Here is a 12,124-nt window from a genome sequence, read left to right as displayed (position 1 = left end):
TGATTGCTGGCAGCGCGCTAACCCGCGCTGCCAGCAATACTGACTATGTTACTTCTTAATACGCGCTTCTTCGGACATCAGACATCCGTCGCTGAAACTCCAGTCATCGACGGTATTAAACTGAATAATCACCATCACATCCTGCGGATCGATATCCAGCGATTGCGAGAGTTGCTGACACAATCTGCGACACAGCTTGTGCTTCTGTTCGCGGCTGCGCGGCTTGCCCGCAGTAATCATGAACTGAACAAAATTCTCTGAACGCCCGCGGCTTTTATAGTGGCGATCAAATACCCTTAGCCGCGCCGGCAGTTCTTCAAATACCTGAAAGCGGTCGCCGGGTGGAACATCAAATTCGTCCTCCAGGCTCTGTTGCAGGATGTCGGAAATCTGCGTTAATTGCGCGTCGCTATAACCCTGACGCAGTATGATGCGGGTAAAAGGCATGAGGGTTACGCCTCTTCCAGACAGCTTAGCGCTGACACTGCCGCCGGCCAGCCGGCATAGAAGGCCAGATGGGTGAACACTTCGACGATCTCTTCTCGTGCCAGGCCATTTTGTTGCGCGAATTCGATATGCCACGGTAGCTGTTGCACTCGCCCCAGCGCCGTCAGTGTGGCCAGCGTAATCAGGCTGCGTTCGCGCGGCGTAAGCGCGTCACGTTGCCAGATGTCATCGAAAAGAACCTGCTGACTGAGTTCGGCCAGCTTTGGCGCGATGCGCGCCAGCGTTTTACTATCAAGTGTTTTTGCCATGATGTTTCTCCGTATTGACTCAGCCGCGATTGTGGCGAAACATAACCATCCTGAAAATCAAATAAAACACCGTCATTCATCCCATAAATCAGGACGATTATGCAAAAGTTAGCTCAGACGCTGGATCTGGATGCGCTACGCAGTTTTGTCATCGGCATGGAGTGTGGCAGTTTTGCGCAGGCCGCCGTGCGGCTCTGTCGATCCACTTCGGCGGTCAGCGCCCAGCTAAAAAAGCTGGAACAGCAATGTGGCAGCAAGCTGGTGGTGAAAAGCGGGCGTCATCTGGCGTTAACCCGTGAGGGGGAAGTGATGATGGGTTATGCCCGTCGTCTGCTGGCATTGAACGACGAAGCACTGTGCACCTTCAGCGGTGTAGGGCTGCAGGGGGAAGTGCGCCTGGGCATGCAGGAAGATTTTGGCGACACCCTGATGCCCGGTATTCTGGGCGAATTTACACGTCACCATCCCGGGCTGCAGATCATCGCCCGCGTGGCGCGTAATCAGGAGCTGCTTGCAGCGCTGGACAGCGATGCTCTTGATATGGCGCTGCTGTGGCAGGCACAACCGCTGCAGCGTAAAGGCGTGTTGATCGGCCAGTTCCCGCTGGAGTGGATCGCTCACCCCGACTGCGACGTCAGCGCGATGATAAGCCAGGGCGAACCGCTGCCGCTGGTGATGTTTGATAATCCATGCCTGATGCGCTCGCGCGCCATCGACAGTCTGGACCGGGCGGGCATTGCATGGCGAATCGTGTTTGTCAGCCATAGCCTGAGCGGCATCTGGGCGGCGGTGCGGGCCGGTCTGGGGATCACCGTGCGCACGCGGGTCGGCATGCCCGCTAATCTGGTGAGCGCCGGCAATGTTTTGCCGCCGCTGGGCGCGCTGGGCGTTACGCTGGAACAAAAAAGTGGCAGCCAGACTGAACCGAATGCGCAAAACCTGCTGGCCAGACTGATGGAAAATGCGCTGCGCAGCATAGAGCCGTTACCGGGTCTGAGGCCCGCCTGAATTGCTGCGCTAATCCCTGCGACAGTTAGTTCGCAATCAGCAGCGCATCGGCGATATCCAGCATGGCGCGCAGGCGATCCATGTGCCGCAGATCCTGATGATAGCCTACCCAGATATCGCGCGAAGGCGGCGGCTGCGGGGTGGGAATCCGCTGCAGTCCATCGGTGGCATCGCCCAGCGGCTGGGGTAACACCGCCACGCCCATGCCGCGCCGGCACATCTGCGCCTGCACCGCCCGGCTGGTGCTGGTAAAAGTCCGCCGTGACTGTGGAAATTGATCGAGCAGCCAGACGACGTCCGGAAAATGCGCTTGCGCGGTATTCATCAGGATCAGCCCCACTGATGCGGGATCGTGTTGCAATGCGCGGGCATTTTCAAGCGTGCCGTATAACGCATAGGGCATGCTCATCAGGCGCCGCTGGACGATATCCGGCTCGGTAAAAGGCACAATGCGAAAAGCCACGTCGGCGTCGCGCCGCGACAGATTGAGCAAACGGTAGCTGGCGATAATTTCCGGCACGATAGCGGGATGGCGCTGTGTCAGCTCGCTCAGTACCGGCGCCAGAACGGCGGTGGCAAACCACTCGGCACAGGAGATGCGTAAAATACCTTCCAGTCGCGGGTGATTGCCCGCCAGTCGTCTCTCCATCGCCAGCGCAGCATTTTCCATGCTTTCCGCCAGGCCCAGCATGGTGTCACCGGCATCGGTTAACACCAGGCCATCCGGCGTGCGGCGAAACAGCGCCTGATGGGCCTGCGCTTCCAGCACCTTAATGCGACGACCCACGGTCGGATGGCTGACGCCGAGCCGGCGCGCGGCCTCGCCATAGGATCCGCTGCGCATCACTGCCAGAAAGATCCGTACATCGCTCCATTCCATTGCGCTTCCCCCCCGTTCAAAAATGAACGTCGAATATACAAAAATGGCAGTTCTCAAACAACTTTGTAGCTATCACCATAACGGTATCATCCAGACTGAACTGATTGAGGATTGCAGAACATGAAAAAGCTTCAGGACAAAGTTGCCCTCGTAACTGGCGCATCTAAAGGCATTGGTGCGGCGATTGCCCGCCAGCTGGCCGCCGACGGTGCAAAGATCGTCGTCAACTATGCCGCGGATAAAAACGGGGCGGATAAGGTGGTCGCCGCTATTGAGGCCGCCGGTGGCACGGCGGTGGCGCTGGCAGCGGATGTCACCGATCAGCCGCAGGTTGAGGCGCTCATTCAATCTACCCTCGCGCAGTTTGGCCGGCTGGACATTGTGGTGAACAATGCCGGTGTGTATCAGTTTGCGAAGATCGAAGAGAGCAGCGAAGCGCTGTATCGCAAGCAGTTTGACATCAATGTGCTCGGGCCGCTGCTGGTGACAGGCGCCGCCGTGCCACATCTGGGCGAGGGCAGCAGCATTATCAATATCAGCTCATTTGTGACGCGGGTATTTCTGGCGGAGAGCGCTATCTACAGCGGCAGCAAAGGCGCGATTGATGCCATTACCGGCGTGCTGGCGCGCGAACTCGGTCCGCGCGGCATCCGCGTCAACGCGGTCAATCCGGGGTTAATCGAAACCGAAGGCACGCACAGCACCGGCGCGATGGGATCGGAGTTTCAGCGCTGGAACGAAAGCCAGACACCGCTTGGCCGTATTGGCCAGGTGCAGGATATTGCGCCGATTGTGGCTTATCTCGCTTCCGACGATGCCGGATGGGTGACGGGCGAGGTGATGATGGCGTCAGGCGGCATGCGTTAACGGGAGAAAAGGATGCATCAGATGATGGTGGTGTGCGTCGGCGATGAAACCCATCGCTTTGACCGCGACTATTATACCCACACGCACCTGCCGCTGGCGCTGGCGTGCTGGCAGGATTATGGGCTCATTTCGGCGGAAGCGTTCTATCCCGCTTCAGACCGCAGCGGCTGGCTCTCGATCGGTGTTTACACGTTTGCCTGTCAGCAGGATGTCAACCGGGCGCTGGAGTCCGAACAAACCAAAAGGGTGATGGCCGATGTGGTGCATTTTACCGACGCCACCACGGTGATTCGCAGCCATTTCATTCCCTTCTGAACGGCAGCGACGCCGCCGCGCGGTTATGTCCTCCATTCACCGGTTTGATAGCCTGCTTAATGAACGCATTGTGCATTAAGCAGGCATCCCGGCAGCAAAAACGGGACGCGCTGGTGCCAAATCAGGACAAACCAATCCCTGAATCTGGTACGTGGCGCTGCCTTTTGCTATTTCATGTGTGAGCTATCACCGCAGCAGCACACAGGACGCAAACATGAATTTTTACAGCAGCAGAGAATTTACGGGTTCCAAAGCCTGGGACTCTCAGCATATTGCCAGCTTTGATAACACCAGCGTTAAACTGCACTGGACCGATCAACCCTATAAATGGCATATCAATGATGGACAAGAGGTGTTTGCCGTTATGGATGGTTGCGTTGACATGTTCTATAAACAAGCGGGCGAAGTGAGAACTCAACGATTAACCACCGGCGATATTTTCTATGCCAGCGAAGGCACTGAACACGTGGCACATCCGCAGGGCGTAGCTCGGGTGCTGGTGATTGAACAAGCGGGATCGGTTTAATGCGACGCCTCAACCCCGGTTATTTCACGATCGACGAAGCCTGATCGGCGCGATTACCGGCTATGACGCGCCGGCGATGACAGTCGGCGGGATCGAGCCGTTCTCCCCGGGCAGAATACACGGCCAGTTCAGGTAACGGTTCGCCGTTGGCGTTATCCAGCAATACCGAGTGAGTCTCGCCTTTTTCAAACAAATAACGCTCTCCCCACTGGCGCATCGCCACGACGATTGGGAAGACGGCTCGTCCCCGTTCGGTCAGCAAATATTCCTTGTAGGCGCTGCCATCTGACGCCGGACAACTCTCAAGCACACCGATCTCAACCAGCAGTTTCAGCCGTGACGCCAGGATATTTTTTGCCAGCCCAAGGTTTTTCTGGAAATCACTGAAGCGGCGCACATCATCAAACGCTTCACGGATGATCATCAGACACCAGCGTTCGCCAATCACCTCCACGGTCCGGGCGACCGGGCATTCGCTGGTTCTGAGCGCTTCCTGTTTTGCCATCTTCTCTCTCACTCTGCTGATTTACTGACGGTAGCATAGCCTTCAGCAAAACAAGTTGCAAAAAAAAACCTCCGCTGCTACTTATAGAATAAATCGGTTTCAAAAAAAAAACACATAAGGATGCAACATGACTTGCACCAGTGATACCCCTGCAACCTCTGAGGCGCCTCTTTCGCCAGCGACGACCTCAGTGCTGTCGCCTCACATCATTTTTCTGTTCTCACTGACCTGTGCGCTGGCTGTCGGCAATGTCTATTCTGCCCAGCCATTGCTGGAATCCATCTCCGCAACGCTGCAGGTTTCGCCCGGCACCATCGGCCTGGTCATCACGGCAACGCAGGCGGGTTATGCCATGGGATTGTTCTTGCTGGTGCCGCTCGGCGATCGCTTTGATCGCAAAAAGCTGGTGGTCACGCACCTGCTGCTGTCGGTGCTGGCCCTGATCGCGGCGGCGTTAGCAGAGAGTTTGCTGGCGCTGCTGGTGGCGATGCTGCTGGTGGGGCTGATGGCGGTGGTGACGCAAACCGTGGTGGCGTGGGCCGCTATCCTGTCGGCACCGGCTCAGCGTGGCAAGGTGGTAGGCAGCGTCACCAGTGGCATCGTGATGGGCATACTGCTGGCGCGGCTGGTCTCTGGCATCATCGCCGATATCGCCGGCTGGCGGGCGGTGTATATGACCTCAGCCGCGCTGATGCTGCTGATTACCGTGCTGCTGATGAAAGTGATACCTGCTGCCGGTCCGCAGACCACAGCCACTTCCGTGGCCGGACTGCTGTGGTCTGTCCCGCGTCTTTTCGTCACCGAGCCTTTGTTGCGTCAGCGCGGCGCGCTGGCTCTGCTGATTTTTGCCGCGTTCAGCATGTTGTGGAGTTCCATGGTTTTGCCGCTCACGGCCATGTCGCTTTCCCATACGCAAACAGGGCTGTTTGGTCTGGCAGGGATAGCCGGAGCGCTGGCGGCTTCCAGAAGTGGCGCCTGGGCTGACCGGGGAACCGGGCAGCGCGCCAGCGGATGCGCACTGGTTTTACTAACGCTCTCGTGGCTCCCCATCGCCTTCGCGCAGGCCTCATTATTGTTGCTTGTTATTGGTGTGATCATGCTGGATTTCGCCGTGCAGACGGTGCATGTCATCAACCAGAGCATGCTGATTGCCGGCAAACCGGCTATCACCAGCCGGCTTATCGGTGCCTATATGTGTTTTTATGCGGCAGGCAGCGCGCTGGGCGCTATTACTGCCACTCAACTCTATGCGCACTGGGGATGGTATGCCGTGTGCAGCGGCGGGGCACTGGTCAGTGCCTGCGCACTTATTCTCTGGTATGGAACACGTCAATCATGAAATTATCACACCTGCTGCTGGCCATCGGTATTACCGCCATCTGGGGCATTAATTTTTCGGTGATTAAATTAGGGCTGCACGCCATCGATCCGTTTATTCTGGCAGGGTTGCGCTTTACGCTGTGTGCCATCCCGGCGCTCTTCTTTATTAAAAAACCTGACGTCCCGTGGCGCTACCTGATTGGCTACGGACTGGTATTCGGCATTGGCTTGTGGGGCCTGGTGAATCTGGGGATAAAAACCGGGCTGTCGGCGGGGATCGCCTCGCTGGTGCTGCAGTTCAGTGCCTTTTTCACTCTGCTGCTCGGCAGTTATGTGTTTAAAGAACAGCTCAGCCGCTATCAGATCGCTGGCTTTGTGCTGGCATGCAGCGGATTGATGAGCATTGTGTTTATTACCGACGGCTCGGTGACGTTTGCCGGGTTGCTGCTGGTGCTGGCAGGCGCCATAGCCTGGAGCATTGCCAATATCATCATGAAAAAAGCCGGCACGAAGCAGGTATTCGCGTTTCTGGCTTGGTCGAGCGCTTTTTCGCCGCTTCCGCTTTTTCTGCTGGACGGATTAATTAATGGCAGCGTGGGCTATAGCGCATTAATCAGCCATATGGATACCCGTGCGATATTATCCATTCTGTTTCAGGTCTACCCCAATACGTTATTAGGCTACTGGATCTGGAATTCATTGCTTAAGCAGTATCCTGTCTCCACCGTCGCGCCATTATCGCTGCTGGTGCCGGTATTCGGCATTCTCGGTTCGATGATGATATTTGGTGAAGTTATTTCTCCGATGAAAATCGTGGCGCTGGTATTGATTATTACCGGGCTGGCGGTTGGGTTGTATGGACAACGCATCAAACGTTATTTCATTCCGCAGTCGGATTCGCTGTAATCGGCAGCCCGCTGATGAGCCGTGATCCGACAAGAGCAGGCATCCCGCCCGCTCTCTCTGTCAGTGAAAATCCGCTTACCGCACCACGAAACGCGCGACTGAGCCTTCCAGTGTCGACGCCTGATCGCGCAGTGCGCTGGCGGCGGCCGATGATTCCTGCACCAGCGCGGCGTTCTGCTGCGTCACGCTGTCCATCTGAACGATAGCGACGCCAATCTGCGAAATGCCGCGATTCTGTTCATCGGATGCCTGCGCGATTTCGGCGAGGATGCTGGTTACGTTGCCAACGGAATGCACAATTTCATCCATGGTTTTACCGGCCTGACCCACCAGCTGTGAACCACTGCTGATACGCGCGACCGATTCGCCAATCAGGGTTTCGATCTCTTTGGCCGCCTGAGCGCTGCGCTGCGCCAGACTGCGCACCTCACTGGCGACCACGGCAAAGCCGCGTCCCTGCTCACCGGCGCGCGCTGCTTCTACTGCTGCGTTTAACGCCAGGATATTGGTCTGGAAAGCAATGCTGTTAATGACGGTGGTGATTTCGGCGATTTTGCCGGAGCTGGCACTGATCTGGTCCATGGTTTCAACCACGCCTTTGACCAGCGAGCCGCCCTGATTAGCCTTCTCCGAAGTGGCACGCGCCAGTTCGCTGGAGTGATGAATGTTTTCCACGTTCTGCTTCACGGTAGCGGTTAACTGCTCCATGCTGGCTGCCGTCTGCTCCAGCGCGGCCGCCTGCTCCTCGGTGCGGGCGGAAAGATCGTTATTGCCTGCGGCAATTTCTGCGGAAGCGTGGCTGACCTGCATCACGCCGCTGCGAATGTTACCAATGATGCCGCGCAGATCGTTGCTCATCTCACCGACCGCCTGCATCAGCTCGCCCAGTTCGTCCTTACGCGAAGTTTGCAGCTGTACGCTCAAATCTCCCTGCGCAATCTGCCGCGCGACGTTCAGTGTTACCGCTAAAGGACGGGTAATCTGCCGGGTGATAAACACCGCAATCAGAATGCTGATTACCACAGCCGCCGCCAGGATCAGCGACATCCACAGGATTGCCCGGGCGATATCCTGGTGCGTGGCGGCCAGCTGCTGGGTAAATAATTGATTACTGGTATTGGTCAGATGCAGGCCCGCGATGGCAAGCTGGCGGGTCGCTTCCACTTCTTCTTCCGCGGAGGCGTTGTAGTCCTGCACGCTGTCGCGTCTGGCCGCCAGCGTTACGGCAATTTTATCCAGCGCGTTGCTGTCATCAGCGCTCAGGCGTGGTCGAGCCTGGTCAATGAGTTGAATCGTTTCAGCTATAAAGCCTGACAAAGCCAGACGGTTTTCTTCACTGTTGTCCAGTGCCATCAGCTTTACACGAATACTGATACCATTCAGATATTTAGCGATTTCATTGAGCGCGGTTGCCGTATCCTGCTGTGTGCTGACGTAGTTTCTGGCCAGCGCGGCAACCGCCGTGGTTTCGTCACTGAAGCGCAGCGCCTGCAGAATGCTCTGGCGCTTATGCACTTCGTTCACCGTTTCTGCACGATGCTGACGATAAAGGTTCATCGCAGCCGGCAGAGAGGCAATCAGCGCGGTCTGCGCGCTATCCCATCGCCAGGTTTTCAGCTGGTTGATACTGCCCTCAATCGCCTGCAGTCGCGATTCGTTGTCGGCAATGAATTTTTCATCGTGGGTTTTTACGTATTGCAGGCGGGCATCTTTAGCCTGCGCAAACTGATCGTTGATGCCTTTCAACTGGCTGAGTTTTTCCGCACGTTCCGCGATGTCGTGCAGATTTTTGATGCCACAGGAAGCTACAGCAATGCTGAGAATAAGCAGCACACCAAACCCGAGAATGAGTTTTCTGCTGACTCTGATATCTTCCAAAAAAACACGTATTTTTTTCATTAAGGTGAATCTCCCTGGTTGTTGTTATCCACGCTTTTGCCTGATGGCAATGGCGTTATCGGCAGGGAGATGATTAATTTCAATTAAAATAATTAAAAAACATATAATCACCTAAATTTATTAGATGAGCTATGCTTGGGGAAGGGCTGCAACGGTAGGGCAGGCGTGGAGCTCGGGTTTTCTGTTTTAGACTGGTACTGATTTTGGCGGATAGCGGTGCGGGGGAAAGTATTGACGCAACCTGCCGGTTTGTCAAAGCGCCGGGATTTCAGGCGAAGGGCCCGATAGCCCTCAGGCCAGGCGTTGCGCCTGAGGACATTCGCTACGCCTGAAATCCTCAGGACTCCGCTGGCTGGTTCGTCAGCCACTGAGCGGCGCTGGTGGTGGCAATGTGTTCGCGGTAGTTAAACGTCTCCTGTTTAGGCCATGCCACACCGTCCGGACGGGCAAAGGCCAGCCGGTAGGCCGCGCCAGTGTCACGGGGATGACGCTCTGCATCTTCCCTTAGCCTTTCCCGGCTAAGTAATACTCGCCTGACCGCGCTTTGCCAGTGAGATTGCATCAGGTCAGCCAGCTCTGCGTAAGTCAGCGTATCGCCAGCGATATAAACAATGTCGTTCTGAAAAGCGGGCTGATGAAAGAAGATATCGGCTGTCAGCTGCCCGATATCGTCTGGCGTGGTGAGTGTCAGGGCATAGTTCCAGTCGCCGAGGGCATAAACCGTTTTATTCCCGGCATCGATCACGCCAAAATCGGGTTCAAACAGATAGCTGGTAAAAATACCGGTCGAAACAATTACCCAGTCAGTGTTGCTTTGGGCGCGCAGCAGGTGGCGCACTTCAAGCTGCTCATCCCACACCGGTTGCCCACTCTCTTTGCCGATAACGTCATAATCCACGCCAAACTGCCAGGGAAAATAGCGGGCGACACCCGCCTTCAGCACGGCCTGAGTGATTCTGAGCTGCGTTCCCGGCCCGCCGACAAAACCACTGCAATTAATGATGGCATCATAAGTGCGAAATAATGCTGAGAGTTCGCTCAGGCTATTTTTCTGCAGGTCGCCTTCCACCACCGTGATATTTAGCTTTTGCAGCGCATCCAGCCGGGTTTTAAGTGGGCCGGACGTGGCATGTGCAGCCTCGCTTCTGAGTAATACACTTATTTTGATCAGCGGATGCTGCTGCACTTTTTTAGCCATGGCGTTTAACACCGCCATGCCTAATTCTCCTGCGCCGAGGATAAGAATATTTTCGACATGTTGATCAACGGGTAGCATGCTTGTCTCCTTAGGTTATATCCGTCATCCTGACAGCGGACAAACCCTGATTCAATCAGGTACACCCGTGATACCGGAGGAGAGATGGAACCCAATCGCGAAGCCCTGCTGCAGTTTTCCAGACAATTTTGTGAGGCGTTGAGTCACGATGATGAAACATTAAAGCGTGAAATTCTTTCACACGCCGGCAATCGCTGGTCGCTGGGTGTATTGCATATTCTGGTCACCCATGGACCGTTGCGCCATGCAGAAATTGGTCGTTTACTACAAGGTGTCACACAACGAATGCTGACGCGCACACTGCGTACGCTTGAGCGTGACGGCCTTATATCCCGTTGTGATTATCAGGAAAAAGTACCGCGTGTCGTCTATACGGCCACGGACGCGGGCGAAGAAATGATGATGAAAATGATGCCGCTCTGGGCGTGGATTATTTCGTCGGCCGACTATTTTAAGCAAAGCAGGATCACGTTTGATACTCCTCATCAGTAATGGCATTAAATTGCGTGATGACGACCTTGCTGAGGATGCGTGATTATTTCCCTGCTGCCAATAGTGCAATTTTTTTTGCACTATTAATCCTGTCCCGGTTTTGACAGGTTGTCTCGTGAGAATTCACGCATTGAGAGCAGCACGGGCATCAGATTATGGCCTGCATGCGTGAGTGCGTATTCAACACGTGGGGGCTGTTCACCAAAATCAGTGCGGGTTATCAGCCCATCACGTTCAAGCTTGCGCAGATGTTGAGTCAGGACTTTATGCGATATCTCCGGCATACTCTTCATGAATTGCGAGTGACGCATCACAGGCTCCGCAAATAATCTGAATAAAATCTGCAGTGTCCATCTGCCGGAAATAATAGTTAAACATTGTGTGACATAAGCGACCGAACCTTCTGGTCCGAGACAACGTGTTTTCTCCTCATCGCCTACAGGCACTTTCAGGTGCGTAATTGATTCATTCATCAGTTTATTTTCCAATAGATTTTTCACGTATTCTGGAGAACAGTAATGGATCTGAAACTCGACGGCAAAATTGCTCTGATAACGGGTAGCACCAAAGGTATTGGAGAAGCGGTAGCCAGAGGGCTTGCCGCTGAAGGCACCCGCGTTATTATACATGGCCGGGATCCAGCTAAAGCTGAAAATATCGCCAGCGATATCATAAAGCAAGGTGGACAAGCATACGCAGTAACGGGAGATTTAACCCGTGAGGCAGATATTCAACTGCTTTATCAGCAAGTCTGTTCGCTTGTACAATCCGTTGATATTGTTGTTAATAATGCGGGTGGCTCCGGCCCCACAGAGGACTGGACGTCTTCTTTGCCAGAAACCTGGGCGGCTGGGTATGATAAAAACGTCCTTTCAGCCTTACGTGTCATTAATCTTTTTCTTCCTGGGATGCGTGAACAAAAATGGGGCAGAATCATTAATATTTCGAGCCTGGCAGCGTTGATGCCTCCCGCCAGGCGTCCGGATTATGCTGCTGCTAAAGCAGGGATTATTGCCATGACCTCATCGCTGGCAAAAGCGGTCGCACACGATGGCGTAACCGTAAATACTCTCTCACCGGGTACTATTCATAGTGCAAGCCTCGAAAAAGCATTTCGTCAAACGGCCAAAGATGCAGGGCTTTCAGCTGACGCGCCATGGGAAGATATTGAACAGGCCGTATTGCCCCTGTATGCCAATGTGCCCATGGCGCGCGTAGGGACGCTCAAAGAAATAGCGGACGCCATCACCTTTCTGGCCAGCCCGTTGTCGGGTTACATAACGGGTTCAAATTTAAGGCTTGATGGCGGTATGTGGCCCGGACTTTAAAGCCAGCCGCACAACATCCTGAATAAAATCTCTGTTTCAGCTACTAC

General features: G+C 55.0%; 15 protein-coding genes. 8 read left to right on the top strand and 7 right to left on the bottom strand.

The features are described from left to right. Positions 1-48 precede the first annotated feature (48 nt). Together ABVR31_RS21175 and ABVR31_RS21170 are read right to left on the bottom strand one after the other, a co-directional pair. Entirely contained in the window at positions 49-447 is a 399-nt protein-coding gene (locus tag ABVR31_RS21175; protein WP_372774439.1) for a tautomerase family protein, read from the bottom strand. Between the two features lie 5 nt (positions 448-452). After that, positions 453-755, bottom strand: a complete 303-nt coding sequence (locus tag ABVR31_RS21170) for a carboxymuconolactone decarboxylase family protein (RefSeq protein WP_372774437.1) — start codon at positions 753-755, stop codon at positions 453-455. A gap of 87 nt (positions 756-842) precedes the next feature. Here ABVR31_RS21170 and ABVR31_RS21165 point away from each other — a divergent pair, with 87 nt between their 5' ends. Next, positions 843-1,763, top strand: coding sequence for a LysR substrate-binding domain-containing protein (locus tag ABVR31_RS21165; protein ID WP_372774751.1), 921 nt, complete (start codon positions 843-845; stop codon positions 1,761-1,763). 25 nt (positions 1,764-1,788) lie between these two features. Here ABVR31_RS21165 and ABVR31_RS21160 read toward each other — a convergent pair whose 3' ends face one another. After that, on the bottom strand, positions 1,789-2,643 hold the full coding sequence (locus ABVR31_RS21160) for a LysR family transcriptional regulator (RefSeq protein ID WP_372774435.1): 855 nt from the start codon (positions 2,641-2,643) through the stop codon (positions 1,789-1,791). Positions 2,644-2,763: 120 nt separating this feature from the next. Between ABVR31_RS21160 and ABVR31_RS21155 the strand changes: the two genes are divergently transcribed. From ABVR31_RS21155 to ABVR31_RS21145, 3 genes are all read left to right on the top strand, one after another. Continuing rightward, positions 2,764-3,510 (top strand): SDR family NAD(P)-dependent oxidoreductase, encoded by a 747-nt coding sequence (locus ABVR31_RS21155; RefSeq protein ID WP_372774433.1) that lies wholly within the window; start codon positions 2,764-2,766, stop codon positions 3,508-3,510. Positions 3,511-3,522: 12 nt separating this feature from the next. Continuing rightward, positions 3,523-3,825, top strand: a complete 303-nt coding sequence (locus tag ABVR31_RS21150; RefSeq protein WP_021508836.1) for an EthD family reductase — start codon at positions 3,523-3,525, stop codon at positions 3,823-3,825. Between the two features lie 214 nt (positions 3,826-4,039). Beyond that, a complete protein-coding gene (locus ABVR31_RS21145; RefSeq protein WP_278427202.1) occupies positions 4,040-4,351 on the top strand; it encodes a cupin in 312 nt (103 codons plus the stop codon). Positions 4,352-4,370: 19 nt separating this feature from the next. Here ABVR31_RS21145 and ABVR31_RS21140 read toward each other — a convergent pair whose 3' ends face one another. Beyond that, positions 4,371-4,856, bottom strand: a complete 486-nt coding sequence (locus tag ABVR31_RS21140; protein ID WP_222986921.1) for a helix-turn-helix domain-containing protein — start codon at positions 4,854-4,856, stop codon at positions 4,371-4,373. 127 nt (positions 4,857-4,983) lie between these two features. Here ABVR31_RS21140 and ABVR31_RS21135 point away from each other — a divergent pair, with 127 nt between their 5' ends. Beyond that, positions 4,984-6,195, top strand: a complete 1,212-nt coding sequence (locus ABVR31_RS21135) for an MFS transporter (RefSeq protein WP_372774430.1) — start codon at positions 4,984-4,986, stop codon at positions 6,193-6,195. After that, complete coding sequence (locus tag ABVR31_RS21130; protein WP_222952217.1) at positions 6,192-7,082, top strand: EamA family transporter; 891 nt, start codon at positions 6,192-6,194, stop codon at positions 7,080-7,082. The genes ABVR31_RS21135 and ABVR31_RS21130 overlap by 4 nt, the downstream gene beginning before the upstream one ends. A 75-nt stretch (positions 7,083-7,157) precedes the next feature. On the opposite strand, the gene ABVR31_RS21125 is transcribed toward ABVR31_RS21130, so the two are convergent. Further along, on the bottom strand, positions 7,158-8,981 hold the full coding sequence (locus tag ABVR31_RS21125; RefSeq protein WP_372774427.1) for a methyl-accepting chemotaxis protein: 1,824 nt from the start codon (positions 8,979-8,981) through the stop codon (positions 7,158-7,160). 337 nt (positions 8,982-9,318) lie between these two features. Then, positions 9,319-10,257, bottom strand: a complete 939-nt coding sequence (locus ABVR31_RS21120) for an aromatic alcohol reductase (RefSeq protein WP_372774425.1) — start codon at positions 10,255-10,257, stop codon at positions 9,319-9,321. 84 nt (positions 10,258-10,341) lie between these two features. On the opposite strand from ABVR31_RS21120, the gene ABVR31_RS21115 reads away from it, so the two are divergent. Then, entirely contained in the window at positions 10,342-10,749 is a 408-nt protein-coding gene (locus ABVR31_RS21115) for a winged helix-turn-helix transcriptional regulator (RefSeq protein ID WP_372774423.1), read from the top strand. A gap of 83 nt (positions 10,750-10,832) precedes the next feature. Here the strand turns inward: ABVR31_RS21115 and ABVR31_RS21110 are convergent, their stop codons facing one another. Beyond that, positions 10,833-11,237: a helix-turn-helix domain-containing protein gene (locus ABVR31_RS21110; protein WP_220094766.1), complete on the bottom strand. Its 405-nt coding sequence runs from the start codon at positions 11,235-11,237 to the stop codon at positions 10,833-10,835. A gap of 30 nt (positions 11,238-11,267) precedes the next feature. Between ABVR31_RS21110 and ABVR31_RS21105 the strand changes: the two genes are divergently transcribed. Further along, positions 11,268-12,077 carry an SDR family NAD(P)-dependent oxidoreductase gene (locus ABVR31_RS21105; protein WP_058758964.1) on the top strand — a complete coding sequence of 270 codons (810 nt, stop codon included), beginning with the start codon at positions 11,268-11,270 and terminating at the stop codon, positions 12,075-12,077. Positions 12,078-12,124: the final 47 nt, after the last annotated feature.

The sequence above is a fragment of the Pantoea sp. WEP genome (genome assembly GCF_041678305.1).
Taxonomy (GTDB): Bacteria; Pseudomonadota; Gammaproteobacteria; order Enterobacterales; family Enterobacteriaceae; genus Pantoea; species Pantoea dispersa.
This window is presented reverse-complemented; position numbering and strand designations above follow the sequence as displayed.